Annotated in this window: 14 protein-coding genes; 6 read left to right on the top strand and 8 right to left on the bottom strand. The window is 62.4% G+C overall.

Translation table 11 applies throughout. The annotated features are described in order from the left end of the window. Positions 1-118: 118 nt before the first annotated feature. The 6 genes from exaC to pedF all read right to left on the bottom strand — a co-directional run bounded on the left by exaC (position 119) and on the right by pedF (position 7,035). Positions 119-1,639 (bottom strand): acetaldehyde dehydrogenase ExaC, encoded by a 1,521-nt coding sequence (gene exaC / locus AC3ITA_RS16200; RefSeq protein ID WP_046037291.1) that lies wholly within the window; start codon positions 1,637-1,639, stop codon positions 119-121. A gap of 259 nt (positions 1,640-1,898) precedes the next feature. Further along, entirely contained in the window at positions 1,899-3,674 is a 1,776-nt protein-coding gene (locus AC3ITA_RS16205; RefSeq protein WP_095944131.1) for a PQQ-dependent methanol/ethanol family dehydrogenase, read from the bottom strand. A 278-nt stretch (positions 3,675-3,952) separates the two neighbouring features. Further along, positions 3,953-4,891 (bottom strand): quinoprotein relay system zinc metallohydrolase 1, encoded by a 939-nt coding sequence (locus AC3ITA_RS16210; RefSeq protein ID WP_489277842.1) that lies wholly within the window; start codon positions 4,889-4,891, stop codon positions 3,953-3,955. A 31-nt stretch (positions 4,892-4,922) separates the two neighbouring features. Beyond that, positions 4,923-5,684 carry a quinoprotein dehydrogenase-associated SoxYZ-like carrier gene (locus AC3ITA_RS16215; RefSeq protein ID WP_095944129.1) on the bottom strand — a complete coding sequence of 254 codons (762 nt, stop codon included), beginning with the start codon at positions 5,682-5,684 and terminating at the stop codon, positions 4,923-4,925. A gap of 10 nt (positions 5,685-5,694) precedes the next feature. Beyond that, entirely contained in the window at positions 5,695-6,570 is an 876-nt protein-coding gene (locus AC3ITA_RS16220) for a substrate-binding periplasmic protein (protein ID WP_095944128.1), read from the bottom strand. A gap of 3 nt (positions 6,571-6,573) precedes the next feature. Further along, entirely contained in the window at positions 6,574-7,035 is a 462-nt protein-coding gene (gene pedF, locus AC3ITA_RS16225) for a cytochrome c-550 PedF (RefSeq protein ID WP_095944127.1), read from the bottom strand. Between the two features lie 210 nt (positions 7,036-7,245). Between pedF and AC3ITA_RS16230 the strand changes: the two genes are divergently transcribed. From AC3ITA_RS16230 to AC3ITA_RS16255, 6 genes are all read left to right on the top strand, one after another. After that, positions 7,246-8,430, top strand: a complete 1,185-nt coding sequence (locus AC3ITA_RS16230) for an ABC transporter substrate-binding protein (protein ID WP_489277845.1) — start codon at positions 7,246-7,248, stop codon at positions 8,428-8,430. A gap of 30 nt (positions 8,431-8,460) precedes the next feature. Continuing rightward, complete coding sequence (locus tag AC3ITA_RS16235; protein ID WP_095944125.1) at positions 8,461-9,420, top strand: YVTN family beta-propeller repeat protein; 960 nt, start codon at positions 8,461-8,463, stop codon at positions 9,418-9,420. Beyond that, positions 9,417-10,148 carry an ABC transporter ATP-binding protein gene (locus tag AC3ITA_RS16240; protein WP_095944124.1) on the top strand — a complete coding sequence of 244 codons (732 nt, stop codon included), beginning with the start codon at positions 9,417-9,419 and terminating at the stop codon, positions 10,146-10,148. The genes AC3ITA_RS16235 and AC3ITA_RS16240 overlap by 4 nt, the downstream gene beginning before the upstream one ends. Further along, positions 10,145-10,936 (top strand): ABC transporter permease, encoded by a 792-nt coding sequence (locus AC3ITA_RS16245; protein WP_489277848.1) that lies wholly within the window; start codon positions 10,145-10,147, stop codon positions 10,934-10,936. Before AC3ITA_RS16240 ends, AC3ITA_RS16245 begins: the two co-directional genes overlap by 4 nt. A gap of 222 nt (positions 10,937-11,158) precedes the next feature. After that, positions 11,159-11,716: a PQQ-dependent catabolism-associated CXXCW motif protein gene (locus AC3ITA_RS16250; RefSeq protein ID WP_489277850.1), complete on the top strand. Its 558-nt coding sequence runs from the start codon at positions 11,159-11,161 to the stop codon at positions 11,714-11,716. 56 nt (positions 11,717-11,772) lie between these two features. Continuing rightward, positions 11,773-12,438 carry a response regulator transcription factor gene (locus tag AC3ITA_RS16255; protein ID WP_095944121.1) on the top strand — a complete coding sequence of 222 codons (666 nt, stop codon included), beginning with the start codon at positions 11,773-11,775 and terminating at the stop codon, positions 12,436-12,438. Positions 12,439-12,548: 110 nt separating this feature from the next. On the opposite strand, the gene nahK is transcribed toward AC3ITA_RS16255, so the two are convergent. Both nahK and nosP read right to left on the bottom strand, forming a co-directional pair. Continuing rightward, positions 12,549-15,182, bottom strand: coding sequence for a hybrid sensor histidine kinase/response regulator NahK/ErcS' (gene nahK, locus AC3ITA_RS16260; RefSeq protein WP_095944120.1), 2,634 nt, complete (start codon positions 15,180-15,182; stop codon positions 12,549-12,551). Continuing rightward, on the bottom strand, positions 15,112-16,269 hold the full coding sequence (nosP, locus tag AC3ITA_RS16265; protein WP_150673247.1) for a nitric oxide-sensing protein NosP: 1,158 nt from the start codon (positions 16,267-16,269) through the stop codon (positions 15,112-15,114). The genes nahK and nosP overlap by 71 nt, the downstream gene beginning before the upstream one ends. Positions 16,270-16,273: the final 4 nt, after the last annotated feature.

Below are 16,273 nucleotides of genomic sequence, written 5' to 3' on the forward strand. Positions count from 1 at the left end.
CCCCATGTAGGAGTGAGCCTGCTCGCGATGAGGTCAGCACATTCAACATTAATGTTGACTGTCGGACCGCTATCGCGAGCAGGCTCGCTCCTACAGTTTTTGCGTCGTGTTCAAGGAATCAGAAGAACCCCAGCGGATTGATGTCATAGCTCACCAGCAGGTTTTTGGTCTGCTGGTAATGATCGAGCATCATCTTGTGGTTTTCCCGACCGACGCCGGACTTCTTATAGCCACCGAACGCGGCGTGCGCCGGGTACAGGTGGTAGCAGTTGGTCCATACGCGACCGGCCTTGATCGCCCGACCCATGCGGTAGGCGCGGTTGATGTCGCGGGTCCACAGGCCGGCGCCGAGGCCGAACTCGCTGTCGTTGGCAATCGCCAGGGCTTCGGCTTCGTCCTTGAAGGTGGTGATACCCACCACCGGGCCGAAGATTTCTTCCTGGAACACACGCATCTTGTTATGACCCTTGAGCAGTGTTGGCTGGATGTAGTAACCACTGGACAGATCACCTTCCAGACGCTCGGCCGCGCCGCCGGTGAGCAGCTCGGCGCCCTCCTCCTGGGCAATGGTCAGGTACGAGAGGATCTTGTCGTATTGCTGCTCGGACGCCTGGGCGCCGACCATGGTTTCGGTGTCCAGCGGGTTGCCGCGCTTGATCTTGACGATCTTCTTCATCACCTCGGCCATGAACGGCTCGTAGATCGATTCCTGCACCAGCGCCCGGGACGGGCAGGTGCAGACTTCGCCCTGGTTGAAGAACGCCAGCACCAGGCCTTCAGCGGCTTTTTCGATGAACGCCGGTTCCGCGTTCATGATGTCTTCGAAGAAGATGTTCGGCGACTTGCCGCCCAGTTCGACGGTGCTCGGGATGATGTTCTCAGCGGCGCAATGCATGATGTGCGCGCCCACCGGGGTCGAGCCGGTGAAGGCGATCTTGGCGATGCGCTTGCTGGTGGCCAGGGCCTCGCCGGCTTCGCGACCGAAGCCCTGGACGATGTTCAGCACGCCGGCCGGCAGCAGGTCGGCGATCAGCTCGGCGAAGACCATGATCGACAGCGGCGTTTGCTCGGCCGGCTTGAGCACGATGCAGTTGCCTGCGGCCAGGGCCGGGGCGAGTTTCCAGGCGGCCATCAGCAGCGGGAAGTTCCACGGAATGATCTGCCCGACCACGCCCAGGGGCTCATGGAAGTGATAGGCCGTGGTCAGCTCGTTGATCTCCGCAGCCCCGCCTTCCTGGGCGCGGATGCAACCGGCGAAGTAACGGAAGTGGTCGGCAGCCAAGGGGACGTCGGCGTTCAGGGTTTCGCGCACGGCCTTGCCGTTGTCCCAGGTTTCGGTGACGGCCAGCACCTCAAGGTTCTGCTCGATGCGATCGGCGATTTTCAGCAGCACCAGGGAGCGGTCCTGGGCCGAGGTCTTGCCCCAGGCATCGGCAGCGGCATGGGCGGCGTCGAGGGCCTTGTCGATGTCGGCGGCGCTGGAGCGCGGGAACTCGGCGATCACTTCACCGTTGACCGGCGAGGTGTTGGTGAAGTACTCGCCATTGATTGGAGCGACAAACTCGCCACCGATGAAGTTGCCGTAGCGCGGTTTGAAGGTAATGACGGCGCCTGGGGTTCCGGGTTGTGCGTAGATCATGGTGGGCCTCTGTCTGGGTCGATGCCTGTCGTACTGACAGGCGATGAGCCGATACTAGAGAGCCCCGCGTGCCAGACGAATGCATCGTTGGCAGGAGGGGCTCTCGTTATTTGGTCGTAGATTTCACATAGATCACTGTAGGAGCGAGCCTGCTCGCGATGGTCGTCAACGATGACGCTGGGCACCTGACACCCCTCGGTGTTCTCAGGTTCATCGCGAGCAGGCTCGCTCCTACAGGGGGAATGCGGTGATTTTTGAATCAGTGCCTGGCCACCAGATCCTTGGGCAGCTTGAAGGTCCAGAGCATGCCGCCCTGGTTGAAGTCCTTCACCCGTTTGGCTACTTCGCCGCCCCACAGCGGTACCGCGCCGCCCCAGCCGGAGAGCACCGAGACGTACTGTTCGCCGTCCATTTCCCAGGTCACGGGGGAGCCGAGCACGCCGGAGCCCGTCTGGAATTCCCAGACCTTTTCGCCGGTCTTGGCGTTGAACGCCTGCAGGAAACCTTCAGGCGTGCCGGTGAACACCAGGTTGCCCTTGGTGGTCAGCACCCCGCCCCACAGCGGCGCGTAGTTCTTGTGGCGCCAGACTTCCTTGCCGGTTTTCGGATCGATGGCCCGCAGCACGCCGATGTAGTCTTCGTTCAACGGCTTGATGGTGAAGCCGGCACCTAGGAACGCCGCGCCTTTCTTGTAGGCGATGCCTTCGTTCCAGATGTCCATGCCCCATTCGTTGGACGGCACATAGAACAGCCCGGTGTCCTTGTTGTAAGCCATCGGCATCCAGTTTTTCGCGCCGAGGAACGCCGGCGCCACGAACACCGAGCTGCCCTTGGCTTCGGAACCCGGGGCACCGGGACGGCTGGCTTCGTTGTAGATCGGCCGGCCGTTCTTATCCAGGCCGGTGGCCCAGGTGATCTTGTCCACGAACGGGAAGCCACGGATGAATTTGCCGTTGGTGCGGTCCAGCACGTAGAAGAAACCGTTACGGTCGGCAGTGGCTGCCGCCTTGATTTCCTTGCCGCCTTCGCTGTAGTTGAACGACACCAGCTCGTTCACACCGTCGTAGTCCCAACCGTCGTGGGGCGTGCTCTGGAAGTGCCACTTGATGGTGCCGTCGTCCGGGTTGAGCGCCAGGCGCGACGAGGAGTAGAGGTTGTCGCCAGGGCGCAGGTGCGAGTTCCACGGTGCCGGGTTGCCGGTACCGAACAGCAGCAGGTTGGTTTCCGGGTCGTAATAGCCGCCAAGCCAAGGGGCCGCGCCGCCGGTTTTCCAGAGATCGCCCGGCCAGGTCTTGCCCGCCTCGCCGCCGGAGATGCCGTTCTCCACCGCTTTGCCGTCCTTGTAGACGTAGCCCATATGGCCTTCGACCGTTGGCCGGGTCCACAGCAGGTCACCGTTTTTCGGGTCGTAGGCCTCGATCTTGCCCACCACGCCGAACTCGCCACCGGCCACGCCGGTAATCAGCTTGCCGTTGATCACCAGCGGCGCGGCGCTGATCGAGTAGCCTTCCTTGTGGTCGGCGACTTTCTTGCTCCACACCACCTTGCCGGTGTCCTTGTTCAGCGCCACGAGCTTGGCGTCGAGGGTGCCGAAAATCACCAGGTCGCCATACAGCGCGACGCCACGGTTGATCACGTCGCAGCAAGGGCGGATGTCATCGGGCAGGCGTGCATCGTATTGCCAGAGTTTCTTGCCGGTGCGGGCATCCACGGCGAACACCCGGGAGTAGGAACCGGTCATGTACATCACGCCGTCCTTGACCATCGGCTGCGCTTGCTGGCCCCGCTGTTTTTCACCGCCGAAGGAAAACGCCCACGCCGGGCGCAGCTCCTTGACGTTGTCGACGTTGAGAATATCCAGCGGGCTGTAGCGCTGCCCTTGAACGCCGAGGCCATTGGTCACGACCTGTTCCGGGTTCTTCGGGTCCTGGAGAATGTCCTGGTCGGAAACCCCGGCCAATGCCTGGCCGGACAACAGCATGGCAGTGAGCAGCAGGCTCAAGACGAAGGGCTGGCGACGTGCGGGTTGGGTCATGACGGCTTCCTCTGCGGATTTTTGTTATGTCCGGAAAATTTTCCCGGTCTGGTGCAGATTCTTGAGCGCCGCCGCCCTGGCAACAATTGCCCGCAATGAGGAGATTGCTAGTTCCTTGGTACAGGTTCGGAGGAGATGGACACGAGATTTTGTGAACGGCACCGGCCCCCTGTAGGAGCGAGCCTGCTCGCGAAAAACGTCAGACCACCGCGTTCATCCAGGCAGCTTGCGTTTTCGTTAACGTCCATCGCGAGCAGGCTCGCTCCTACAGAAAAGCATCATTTTCCGGCGGCGGAATCCACCCGCGTCATCCGTTCCCGCTCGTATCGCGGGTACAAATGACTGACGCTACGGATCAGTTCGTAGCGGCTCAGGCTGATCCCGGCGAAACGTTCGGGGATGGGGCTGCGGATCATCTCGGCCATGTCGCTGCCATTGGCGGCGCCGTCGCGCATCAGCCGATCGAGCCAGGTCAGGTAATCGCGCATCTGCTCGAAGGGCTGCGGGTCACTGGCCACCGGGCCGTGGCCGGGCACCACCTGCGTCCAGGGCAAGCCTTGCAGGGTCGCGATGTCCGTCAGCCATACGGCCAGGCCCGGGCTATTGGGCGTGGTCAGTGCCCGTTGATAAAACACCAGGTCCCCGGCAAACAGCACGCCGGTTCGCTGGTCGAGAATAGCCAGATCCGCGCCCGTATGCCCACCCAGGCTCAGCAGACGCAGATCGTGATTCCCAAAACTTTTCACGCCGGCTGTCAGCGTCTGGGTCGGCAGCACCACTTCGGTGCCACGCATCCAGTCGCCGACCATCCGGTACATGTTCTCGGCCATGGCATCGCCTTGCCGGTGCAGCAATTCAGTGGTGCCGGCCAGGGCGCCGATCGGCACGTCGCTGAAGGCTTGATTGCCCAGCGCATGATCCGGGTGGTGATGGGTCAGCAAGACCTCGATCACCGGCTTGTCGGTGGTGGCGGCAATGGCCTTGCGCATCGCTTCGCCGTAACGCCGGGACGGCCCGGTGTCGATCACCACCACACCGCGTTCGGTGACGATGAACGCGGTGTTGACGATGTTGCCGCCGTTGGCCTTGGCAAAATTATCGGTGCTGCCTTCCAGCAGCCAGGTGTCCTGGGCGATCTGCCGGGGCTTGAGTGAGTAGTCGAGATCGGCCAGGGCCGGCAGACTGACGCTTAACACCATCAACAGGATCCAGCGCATGCCACGCTCCTTGGGGTCACGCTTCTTGGGATCAGAGAATCGACGCATCGAATTCATTGCCGCTGTTGTCCCGTAGTAGCAGCCGCGTTTGCCCTGTTCCTTCGATGTCGAAGGCCAGGTTGGGGTTTTCGCTGACCGCCGGAAACAGTTCCAGCCGGGCCAGCACTTGCTCGTTGCGGTCGCGCAGCTCGGCATGGTTGATGAAGAATTCCGGGATGCCGCTGACCATGCCGTTGTCCATGGGATGGGCCACCTGCAAACGCAAACGGCTGAACTCACCCCGGGGATAGCGCCCGCCGAGTACTTCACCGATATGCTCCTCCCAGCCCGGTTGAGTCCGCACCACGCTTGGCGCGGTGCAACCACCACCCGCTGCGTCGATCAGGGTCGAACCGACATGCCACACACCGTCGCGGGTCAACACCGCCGCGCGCAAGGGCGTGGCCTGTTCGATACGAATGCGCAACGACAGCCAGGGCAAAACCGAATTCAGCGGCTGGAAGTCGACGATTTTCGGCAACGGGTTCAGTTCTGCCCAGGCGAGGATTTTCACCACCTCGCCCTTGAACGCCCGGGCGTCGATTTCCAGCGGCACCTGCCGGGCATCTTCGGCAAACGGCGGCGCCAGCAACTTGACCCGCTCATCGAAAACGAACGGCGCATTGCCCAGAAACTGCTGCTGATAGAAGGCCCACATCACCGATGGCACCGGGTCTTTACCGGGATCGATAGCGCCAGCCTGTGCCGTCAGGCTTAACCAGCAGGCCAACAGACAACTCCCTCGCCATTTCATCGCCTGCTCCTTATTGATACATCTCGGGCACGTCGTAACGCAGGCCGTAATGGCCGTAGATGGTCTTCACCGAACCCTCGCGGATCAGGCTTTCCAGCGCCTCTTCCACGGCATAGGCCAGTTGCCGGTTGCTTTCGTGCACCGCCATGCCAATTTCCCAGAGCTGTTTGCCCATGTTCGGGTAGGCATTTTCTGCCAGCGCCACTTGCGGGTCGGCCGCTTCGTGAACTTGCCAGTCGATCTCGCCACGCATGGCCATCACCGCGTCGACCTCACCGGCCTTCATCGCGGCAAACGCCTGGGGTACGCCCGGATAGTGATGGGTCTTGCCAGCGAGCATGCCGTTGAACACCGAGGTCAGGTAGAAAGACGGCACGCTGTCAACTTCGACACCAATCGGGTGATGCTCGAACACCGCAACGCTGGCGACCTTGTCCAGCCTTCGGCGGTCATAGGCCACCTGCCATTGTTCGTTCTGGTACGGACCGAACATCACTACCTGGCCGTTGACCCGTTCGCCGAACTCGTTACGCTTCTGCGCGTAATCACGGTCGTAGGGCACGCGCATCATCAGGTCGGCCAATTGCTGGTTGTGCAAGGCACTGGCACGCCAGATGTAGTCGCGCAGGTCGTCGTCGAGCTTTTCCCCGGCCGGCGCCCAGATCAGCGTCAGGCGCACGCCGAGTGCCTTGGCCAGGGCCTCGGCGAGTTCGACATCGACACCCTGGGGCTTTCCGGCGCGTTCAAAGCTGTAGGGGGCGAAGTCCTTGTAGACCGCCACCTTCAGTTCCCCGGCGGCGATCATTTCATCGAAGTTGCGAACCTGCGCCTGCGCCGCCTGGCAGCACAGCCACAGAGCGCTGATCAGCACCGCGAGCAGGCGCATGGGTCACTCCTCGACGTGCACAGTGTCCAGATAAGTGCGCACCGCCCACAGAGCTTCCTGGCTCAGGTAGTCGGCCATCTTCGGCATGTACACCCGGCCGTCGCGCACCGCGCCATGGCGCACCCGTTCGGCGAACCATTCATCACCCGCCTCACCGACATCGAGCATGCGCAAGTCGGGAGCGATACCGCCGGACTTGGCTTCCAGGCCATGACAGGCCGCGCAGTTCTGGGTATAGGCCGAGGAGCCGATTTCCACTGCCTTGTCGTGTTCCGGGGCAGTGCGATACGGGTTCACCGCGGCCCAGCCGTCGGCATCGAGTTGCACGCCAGCGTCCTTGATTGGCGTCAGCCCCTTGGTTTCCACGGCCTGTGGCACCACGTTGCCGTGGGCCCACACGGAGCCTGCGCTGATAAGACCGGCCAATAGCCCGGTCACGAGCAAGGCGTTGCGTTTTGTTGTCATTGTTATGCCCTCTGGATTGCACGCAAAACCTCTTGGCAGAGGCTATGGCAGCTATCTTAGAAACGGCATTGCACTCGCCCCATGCTGCTTTGGTGGTCGCCACCTAGTCCCTTGGTAGTAAGGCGCTGGATGGACACCACCGGTACTTTCTGCATATTTCCTCAGCTTCACGGGCTACCTAAGCTGGCGCTACCTGTAATGGAGTGCCCCATGCGCCAGCTCATCCCTTACGCCCTGATCTACCTGCTGGCGATTGCCTGCGCCGCCGGCCTGGCTACCCAGAGCCAGGCCGGCGATGCGCCCTTGCAGGTGCGGATCGGCTACCTGGGTTATCGCCCCGACCCCGGGCCGTTGCTGTCCAACGTCATCCCCGAGCCCAGTGATGCCGGGCTGCGCGGCGCCGAACTGGCGATCACCGACAGCAACAGCACCGGGCGTTTTCTCAACCACGGCTACAGCCTGGTCAGCGCCAGTGTCGACAGCCCCGAGGCCTTGCTCGAGGCGGCAAAGGCTCAGCACGAACAAGGCCTGCGTCTGTTTGTGGTGAACGCACCTGCTGCCAGCCTGCGCCAACTGAGTGCGGCACTGCCCGACAGTTTGCTGTTCAACGCCGGCAGTGCCGATGACAGCCTGCGCACCACCGACTGCCTGTCGAACGTGCTGCACACCTTGCCGAGCCGGGCGATGCTCGCCGATGCACTGGCGCAGTTTCTGGTGCTGCGCAAGTGGCAGCGGGCGCTGCTGATTGTCGGCCCGACCCCGGACGATCAAGCCTATGCCGCCGCCCTGCGCCGCGCCGCCAAGCGCTTCGGCTTGCAACTGGTGGCGGAAAAACCCTGGAGTTTTGATAACGACCAGCGACGCAGTGCTCAGGCCGACATGCCGCTGTTCACCCAGAGCGCCGAGTACGACGTGGTACTGGTGGCCGATGAGCGCGGCGACTTCGGTGAATACGTGCCCTACCAGACCTGGTATCCGCGCCCGGTCGCCGGCACCCAGGGCCTGACCCCGGTGGGCTGGCACAAGACCGTGGAAACCTTCGGCGCCGCGCAGTTGCAAAAACGCTTCGAAGCCCTGACCGGGCGCTGGATGAACGACCGCGATTTCGCGGCATGGATGGCCGTGCGCAGTATCGCCAGCGCCGTGAGCAAACTGCGCCAGGCCGAGCCGACGTCGATCCGTACGCTGGAAGTCAGCGACCAGTTGCCCCTCGACGGTTTCAAGGGCCGCAAGCTCAGCTACCGGTCGTGGAACGGTCAGTTGCGCCAGCCGATTCCCATCGTCCAGCCCCGGGCGCTGGTCAGCACCTCTCCCCAGGACGGCTTTCTGCACCCCTTCAACGAAATGGACAGCCTTGGCTACGACAAACCCGAGGTCAGTTGCCGTTTTCCCTGATCCGAACATCACAACAACAAGGAATCCGCCATGCGCCGCACCCTGCTCTCTTGCACCTTGCTGCTCGTCGCTGGCCATGCCGTTGCCAGCACTGCCTGGGTCTCCAACGAAAAGGACAACAGCCTGAGCCTGATCGACCTGCAGACCCTGCAAGTCACCGACACCCTGCCCGTCGGCCAGCGCCCCCGCGGTCTGCTGCTGTCCCATGACAACAAGCTGCTGTACATCTGCGCCAGCGATTCGGACCGGGTCCAGGTGATGGACGTGGCCACGCGCAAGATCATCAAGGAACTGCCCTCGGGCAAAGACCCTGAACAATTCGCCCTGCACCCCAACAACCGCTGGTTGTACGTCTCCAACGAGGACGATGCGCTGGTCACGGTGATCGACACCGAGACTTCCAAGGTGCTCGCCCAGATCAACGTCGGCGTCGAACCTGAAGGCATGGCCGTCAGCCCCGACGGCAAGTGGGCGGTCAACACCAGCGAAACCACCAACATGCTGCACTGGATCGACACCGGCACCCAGACCCTGGCCGATAGCACCCTGGTGGACCAGCGCCCGCGCTTCGTCGAGTTCTCCCCCGATGGTGCCCAGCTCTGGGCCTCGGCGGAAATCGGCGGCACCGTGACCATTCTCGATGTCGCCAGTCGCACCGTGCTCAAGACCCTGAACTTCCAGATCAAGGGCGTGCACCCGGACAAGGTCCAGCCCGTCGGCATCAAGCTCAGCGCCGATGGCAAGTACGGCTTCGTCGCCCTTGGCCCGGCCAACCATGTGGCGGTGATCGACGCCAAGACCTTCGAGATTCTCGACTACCTGCTGGTGGGTCGACGGGTTTGGCAGATGGCATTCACCCCGGATCAGAAGCAACTGCTGGCTACCAACGGCGTCAGCGGCGATGTCTCGGTGATCGATGTCGACAGCCTCAAGGTCAGCAAGTCGGTGAAGGTCGGGCGCTATCCCTGGGGCGTGGTGGTGACGCCATGAACGCCCTTGAAGTCAGCGACCTGAGCTTCGCCTACGGCGCTCGAGAGGCCTTGCGCAAGGTGAGTTTCAGCCTGGAGCCGGGGCGTTTCGCCGCGCTGCTGGGCCCCAACGGCGCGGGCAAGTCGACCCTGATTGCCCTGCTGACCCGGCTCTATGATCTGCAGCAAGGCGAGATCCGCATCGGTGGCTGCTCATTGCGCAGCGCCGCACGCCCGGCACTCAGGCAGTTGGGTGTGGTGTTCCAGCAAAGCACTCTGGACCTGGACCTCAGCGTCGAGCAGAACCTGCGTTATCACGCTGCATTGCATGGCTTGTCCCGGCGCCAGACCGACCTTCGGGTCGACGCCGAACTGGCTCGCCAGGCCCTGACCGAACGCCGCCGTGAACGGGTGCGTGAACTCAATGGCGGCCATCGTCGTCGGGTGGAAATTGCCCGCGCTCTGTTGCATGAGCCGCGTCTGTTGCTGCTCGACGAAGCCAGTGTCGGCCTCGACCCGGCGAGTCGCCTGGCGCTCAACCAGCACATCCGCAGTCTGTGTCGCGAGGAGCGCATCAGCGCGCTCTGGACCACCCACCTGCTCGACGAAGTACAGCCCAGCGATGACTTGCTGATCCTGCATCAAGGCCGGCTGGTGGCCAGCGGACAGGCCGATGCCCTGAGCCTTGAACACGGAGGCGATCTCGGTTCGGCCTTCACCCGCCTGACAACAGCAGGAGCTGCCCAATGAACGCTTACTGGCAATGCTTTAGCGGTATCGTGCTGCGCGAATGGCTGCGCTTTGTGTTGCAACGCACGCGTTTTCTCAGCGCCCTGGTGCGGCCGTTGCTGTGGCTGCTGGTGTTCGCCGCCGGTTTTCGCGCAGCGCTGGGGATCGCGATCATCGAGCCCTATGACACCTACATCCCCTATGAGGTCTACATCATCCCCGGCCTGGCCTGCATGATCCTGCTGTTCAACGGCATGCAGGGCTCACTGTCGATGGTCTACGACCGCGAGATGGGCAGCATGCGCGTGCTGCTGACCAGCCCCCTGCCCCGCACCTTTCTGCTGTGCAGCAAGCTGCTGGCCACCTCACTGATTTCGCTGTTGCAGGTGTATGCGTTCCTGACGATTGCCTGGGTCTATGGCGTGCGGCCACCGGCCATGGGCCTGTTACTGGCGTTGCCCGCGCTGCTGCTGGTGGCGTTGATGCTCAGCGCCCTGGGCCTGTTGCTGTCGAACGCTATCCGCCAACTGGAGAACTTTGCCGGGGTGATGAATTTCGTGATCTTCCCGCTGTTTTTCCTGTCATCGGCGCTGTATCCGTTGTGGAAGATGCGCGAGGCCAGCGAGTGGCTGTACTGGCTGTGCGCGGTGAATCCGTTTACCCATGCGGTGGAGCTGGTGCGTTTTGCCCTGTATGAACGCTTCAATCCGCTGGCACTGGCGGTGTGCGCCGGGCTGACGCTGCTGTTTGCCTTGCTCGCCGTACTGAGCTTCAACCCGCAGCATGCGGCCTTGCGCAAGGCCAACTGACAACACAATCCCCCTGTAGGAGCGAGCCTGCTCGCGAAGGTGGCACATTCAATAAATGAGTTGACTGACACAACGCTTTCGCGAGCAGGCTCGCTCCTACAGAGGGATTTTGATTGAACAGGGTGAAATTACTACTTTAGTACTGGTCTCCCTGTCTATCGTCGCATTCCCAACGCCCCCCGACTGGCATGTAATAGGTCCATAACTATAAGGACCGACCCCATGCCACGTGCCCGACGTTGCCTGTTGCGCCCTGCTCTCACCGCCCTGTCCCTGAGCCTGCTGCTGAGCACCGCGCAGGCCGACACAGTGCTGTTCTCCGCCGAGGGCTATCGCATCGGCCTGTACCGCAGCCCGACGCCCGACCAACTGCAAGGCGCAACCATCGTCGACACCCCCGCCCTGCAAACCCTGCTCGGCCAAACCCCGCGCCCGGTGTTGATCGACGTCTACCGCCGTCAGTGGCTGCAAGGGCAATTCATCGAAGACCAGCCCCATGAAAACCTGCCCGGCAGCCATTGGCTGGCCAATACCGGGGACGGCGACTTGACGCCGCAATGGCAGGACTATTTCGCCGCCAACCTGAAAAAGCTGACCGCCGGCGACCCGACGCGACCGCTGGTCTTCTACTGCCGCTCCGACTGCTGGTTGAGCTGGAATGCGGTCAAGCGCGCCGCCACCATGGGCTATAGAACTCTGTATTGGTATCGCGATGGCCTGGACGCCTGGCAAGCGGCCAACCTGCCGGTTTCGCCAGCCAGGCCCGAACCCTTTCCCTGAGCTTTACGCGTGCGTGTTATTGCCACACCATAATCAAAATAATGAGGTGAAAGGCCATGTACAAAATCCTGATTGCCGACGATCACCCGCTGTTTCGCGAAGCCATCCACAACGTCATCAGCGACGGTTTTGTCGGCAGCGAAGTAATGGAAACCGCCGACCTGGACAGCGCTCTGGCCCTGACCCAGGAACACGACGACCTGGACCTGATCCTGCTCGACCTGAACATGCCCGGCATGCACGGGCTCAATGGCCTGATCAACCTGCGTAACGAAGCACCGACCATTCCGGTGGTGATCGTCTCCGCCGAGCAGGACAAACAGATCGTGCTGCAAGCCATCACCTACGGCGCGGTGGGTTTCATCACCAAGTCGTCACCCCGCACCCAGATGACCGATGCCATCCAGCAGATTCTCAATGGCAACGTCTACCTGCCCCCGGACATCATCCGCACCGCCAAAAGCAGCACCCACCGGCGGATGAACGACACCCCGAGCTTCCCGCCCGAACTGCTCCAGGCCCTGACCCGCAAGCAACTGCAGGTGCTGGAACGCATGACCAAGGGCGAGTCGAACAAGCAGATCGCCTACACCCTGGAAATCGCCGAGACCACGGTCAAGGCCCACGTCTCGGCGATCCTGCGCAAGCTCAACGTGCACAACCGGGTGCAGGCGATCCTGAGTGCCGGGGATATTGATTTCGGGTCATATCTGCGGCGTTGAGTCGGCAAGACCGCGTCGCTCTTATCGCGAGCAAGCTCGCTCCTACAGGATTGCGATGTACCTGTAGGAGTGAGCCTGCTCGCGATAGCGGTGGTGAAAACACCGAGATATCAAGGCCTGCCAAGTAGATGACTCATCGCCGTCTTCAGCTTCATCGGCCGTACCGGCTTGTGCATCAGGGTGTGGCCCAGTTCGCGGATCTGCTGCTTGAGTTCATTGCTGTAGTTGGCCGTGATCATCATCGCCGGAATCGGTGACGCGCGCCGGGCATTGATCCGGGCCACCGCATCGACACCGTTCTGATCGTTGTCCAGGTGGTAATCGGCAATCAGCAGGTCGACCTCGGCATGATAATTGTCCACTTGCCGCGCCAGGTCTTCCTCCGACAGCGCCGTCACCACCCGACACCCCCACCCCTCCAGCAAGGTGCGCATGCCTTCACAGATGGTCGCGTCGTTGTCCAGCACCCATATCCGCGCGCCGCGCAGGCGCTCAAGCATCGGTTCGCTCATCTGCAACGTCGGCGGTGGCTTCGGCGCGGTGGCGCTTAACGGCACTTCGACCGAGAACATCGAACCCCGGCCCGGCCATGAGCGCACATGAATGGGATGCCCGAGGATGCCGGCAATCTTTTCGACGATCGCCAGGCCCAGGCCCAAACCGCGATCCTGATCGGGCCGCTGCACATCACCGCGCTTGAACTCCTGGAAAATCTCCTCCAGGCGATGCTCGGCAATGCCCATGCCGCTGTCCCAGACTTCGATCGTCAGGCACTGATGATGCCGCCGGCAACCGAGCACCACGCGACCGCTGTAGGTATAGCGAATCGCATTGCTCAGCAGATTGCGCAGAATCCGCGCGAGCAGCTGGATGTCGCTGCGCACCAGTGCCGAACAGCCGATGAAGTGCAGTTGCAGGCCTTCACTGCGCGCCACCTGGGTGTATTCGGCGGCCAGGTTGTCCAGCAGTTCACTGAGGGCGAACGGCGCGATGTCGGCCTTGATCACCCCCGCATCGAGCTTGGAAATGTCCACCAGGGTGCCGAGCAGGTTCTCCACGTCTTCCAGGGAATTGCTCACGTTGCGCACCAGAATCTCGCTGGACATCGGCTCGCGCCGTTCCAGCAAGGCACTGGTAAACAGGCGCGCGGCATTCAACGGTTGCAGCAGGTCGTGGCTGACGGCGGCGAGGAACTTGGTCTTCGACAGGTTGGCCTGCTCGGCTTCCTGCTTGGCCTCGCGCAAGCGTGACTCGACCAGGCGTCGCTCATCGATCTCGCGCAGCAGCTGGTCGTTGAGGGTGGTCAATTCCGCCGTGCGCTCGCGTACCCGCAGTTCCAGGTTCTGATACGCCTGATGCAGCGCCTCGGCAGTGCGGCGGCGTTCGGTGATGTCGCGGATCAGCACGAAGATCCCCACCACCTCACCACTGGCCAGACGGTTGGGCACATAGGAGCGCAGCATGTAGCGCTCCTGGTTGTTGACGTTGGTTTCGGCGAACTCGAAGGTCACGCTCTCGCCGGCCAGCGCCCTGGTCACGTAGGACTCCAGTCGCTGGTAATGCTGTTCGCTGTGCACCTCGCGCAGGCTCTGGCCGAGCATCACGCCCCGGGGCCAGCAGTACCACTCCTCGTAAACCTTGTTGGTGAACTCGTAGACCAGGTCGGCATTGAGGTAGGCAATCAATGCGGGTACGTGATCGGTGATCAGGCGAATCCAGTGTTCGCTTTCGCTCAGCGCCTCGGCGTGCTGGTAGCGTTCGGTGATGTCGGTGAACGTGTTGACGAAACCGCCGGTGGGCAACGGATGGGTGCGGATCTCCAGGACCCGGCCATCGTACAGGCGCTGCTCGCATTCGCGCACCGGTCGTCCGTTGCCATCGCGACTGGCCGGGGTCAGCAGTTTCAACTCGCTGTCGGCGATCACTTCGGCAAACGGGCGATGGGCCGCCACCGGCGCCAGGCCGCTCAGCTCCAGGAAACGCCGGTTCCACAACTCCAGGATGCCCTCGGCGCTGACCATCGCCACCCCTTGGGACAGGTTGTCGACCGCCCGTTGCAACAGGTGCGACTTCTGCGCCACCGCCTGTTCACGGCGCATGGTTTCGCTGAGTTTGACGTCGGTAATGTCGGTGAACAGAATCACCCGCCCGCCTTCCTGGGTCGGCCGTTCGCTGACTTGCAGCCAGCGCCCGTTCTGCAGGCGGTAAAGCGGGTTTTCGTCGGCATGCCCCCGAGGCTCTTCGGTGAACAGGCCGTTGTTCATTATCAACCGCTTGACCTCGGTCAGGCGCATGCCGGCGTTGATCCGCACCCGGCTGTTGCTCCAGAACGCCTTGAAGCGACTGTTGAACAGCACGATGCGCTGCTCGGCGTCGAACAGCACGAAGGCGTCGGAAATGCTTTCGATGGCATCGATCAGGTGTTGATGCGCCGTTTCCGCGCGCAGGCGGGCTTCGCTGAGCAAATGATTACCGGCCTTGAGTTCGGCCATGGCCTGGTTCAAGGCATCGGTGCGTTCGCGCACTTGCTCGGCCAGCACCACCGAATGCTGGAATGCCGCGTAGGGATCGTTGCCGCGGGTCCCCCCGGACTCGACCCGTTCGATCAGCGCACCATTGATGCGCTGCAGTTTATGGTTTTCCAGGCGCAGCCTGGCCAGTTCGGCCTGCAGCTCAGCGATGTCCTGGGGCACGGCCACGGGCAATGGCAACGCCGGTGAAGGTCTGGTTGATGTGCATGCCATTGAACTGTTCTCCATAGGTGTTGAACCCCATCACCCGTTGCTCGCGCAAAAACGTGCCGATCTGATCGAGACTGCCGTCGTCTTCGAGTTCCAGACGCCGCAGGAAACAGTCGCAACCGATGGTCAGCAGCAAATCCCCCAGGCGTTCCTGCAACCCTTCGAACAGGCTCTGCAGGTTTGGCAGCATCGGCCCAGGGGTCATGGCGGTGAGGACGATGCCGTTTTCCACGGCGCAGTAGAAACTCAGGCTCAGGTCCGGATGCACCTGCTGGATGGCCCGCACGTAGTACTGCTGGTTGATCCGCACCGCCAACGGGTGCGCGGCGAAGATCCGGTGATCGAGCTGCGCCACCGGCACGCCGATGTGCCGGGCGTACTCCTCGGCGGCCGGCTCGGCATTGAGTTCGAAGACCCGGCGCAAGGCGCTGTCGGCCCCGGTGACCACCAGCTTCTCGGCGCGGGGCAACACGTGGTGGGTGGTGAACACTTCGAAATCCAGCCAGGTATTGACCAGCACCACCACGGCCGCGCCGCTGTGGAACTCGCCATCGAAGTACACATGGGTATGGGTCAGGTAGTTGTCGTCGCCGGCCGAGCCGCCGAAATGCGGAATGTCGCCCAATGCCGCGCTCAAGGCCGCCAGGACCATTTCTTCGCGGCTGGACAGGCCATCGAGCAGGGTCAGGGCAAAGCTGTTGCCCTTGATCGGGGCCAGGGTGTTGCTGCGACAGCCACTGACCAGGCGCTCGACCATTTGCTGGGCGTCGATCAGGCTGAAGTGCTCCATCTGGTCGATCAGCTCGATCGCGATGGAAAAGTGCCGGTGATCGAAACCCACCGCTGTCACGCAATTGCGCCCGTAGCCCAGCGGGGTGATTTCCCCGGCGCTGGTGCAGCCCGCCAGGCGAATGCCGCCGAAACTTTGCTGCAAGGCCTGGCCCAGCGCCTGCAAGTCGTACTCGGCGGAACAGAAGAACAGCACGAACCCCAGGTGCGGATGCAACAACTGGCGTGCCAGTTCCTGCGCGACCTGCCGGGCATCGGTGGCCTGGGACATTGCACTGACGACGCCTTCGCTCTGCTGCATCCTT

This window comes from Pseudomonas sp. GL_090 (genome assembly GCF_057837765.1).

Excerpts from the sequence above, each read along its gene's own strand:
- AC3ITA_RS16250 (WP_489277850.1), top strand. The coding sequence starts at position 11,159 with ATGCCACGTGCCCGACGTTGCCTGTTGCGCCCTGCTCTCACCGCCCTG.
- AC3ITA_RS16245 (WP_489277848.1), top strand. The coding sequence starts at position 10,145 with ATGAACGCTTACTGGCAATGCTTTAGCGGTATCGTGCTGCGCGAATGG.
- AC3ITA_RS16215 (WP_095944129.1), bottom strand. The coding sequence starts at position 5,684 with ATGAAATGGCGAGGGAGTTGTCTGTTGGCCTGCTGGTTAAGCCTGACG.
- exaC (WP_046037291.1), bottom strand. The coding sequence starts at position 1,639 with ATGATCTACGCACAACCCGGAACCCCAGGCGCCGTCATTACCTTCAAA.
- AC3ITA_RS16255 (WP_095944121.1), top strand. The coding sequence starts at position 11,773 with ATGTACAAAATCCTGATTGCCGACGATCACCCGCTGTTTCGCGAAGCC.
- AC3ITA_RS16240 (WP_095944124.1), top strand. The coding sequence starts at position 9,417 with ATGAACGCCCTTGAAGTCAGCGACCTGAGCTTCGCCTACGGCGCTCGA.
- AC3ITA_RS16210 (WP_489277842.1), bottom strand. The coding sequence starts at position 4,891 with ATGCGCTGGATCCTGTTGATGGTGTTAAGCGTCAGTCTGCCGGCCCTG.
- AC3ITA_RS16230 (WP_489277845.1), top strand. The coding sequence starts at position 7,246 with ATGCGCCAGCTCATCCCTTACGCCCTGATCTACCTGCTGGCGATTGCC.
- nahK (WP_095944120.1), bottom strand. The coding sequence starts at position 15,182 with ATGGCATGCACATCAACCAGACCTTCACCGGCGTTGCCATTGCCCGTG.
- nosP (WP_150673247.1), bottom strand. The coding sequence starts at position 16,269 with ATGCAGCAGAGCGAAGGCGTCGTCAGTGCAATGTCCCAGGCCACCGAT.
- AC3ITA_RS16235 (WP_095944125.1), top strand. The coding sequence starts at position 8,461 with ATGCGCCGCACCCTGCTCTCTTGCACCTTGCTGCTCGTCGCTGGCCAT.
- pedF (WP_095944127.1), bottom strand. The coding sequence starts at position 7,035 with ATGACAACAAAACGCAACGCCTTGCTCGTGACCGGGCTATTGGCCGGT.
- AC3ITA_RS16205 (WP_095944131.1), bottom strand. The coding sequence starts at position 3,674 with ATGACCCAACCCGCACGTCGCCAGCCCTTCGTCTTGAGCCTGCTGCTC.
- AC3ITA_RS16220 (WP_095944128.1), bottom strand. The coding sequence starts at position 6,570 with ATGCGCCTGCTCGCGGTGCTGATCAGCGCTCTGTGGCTGTGCTGCCAG.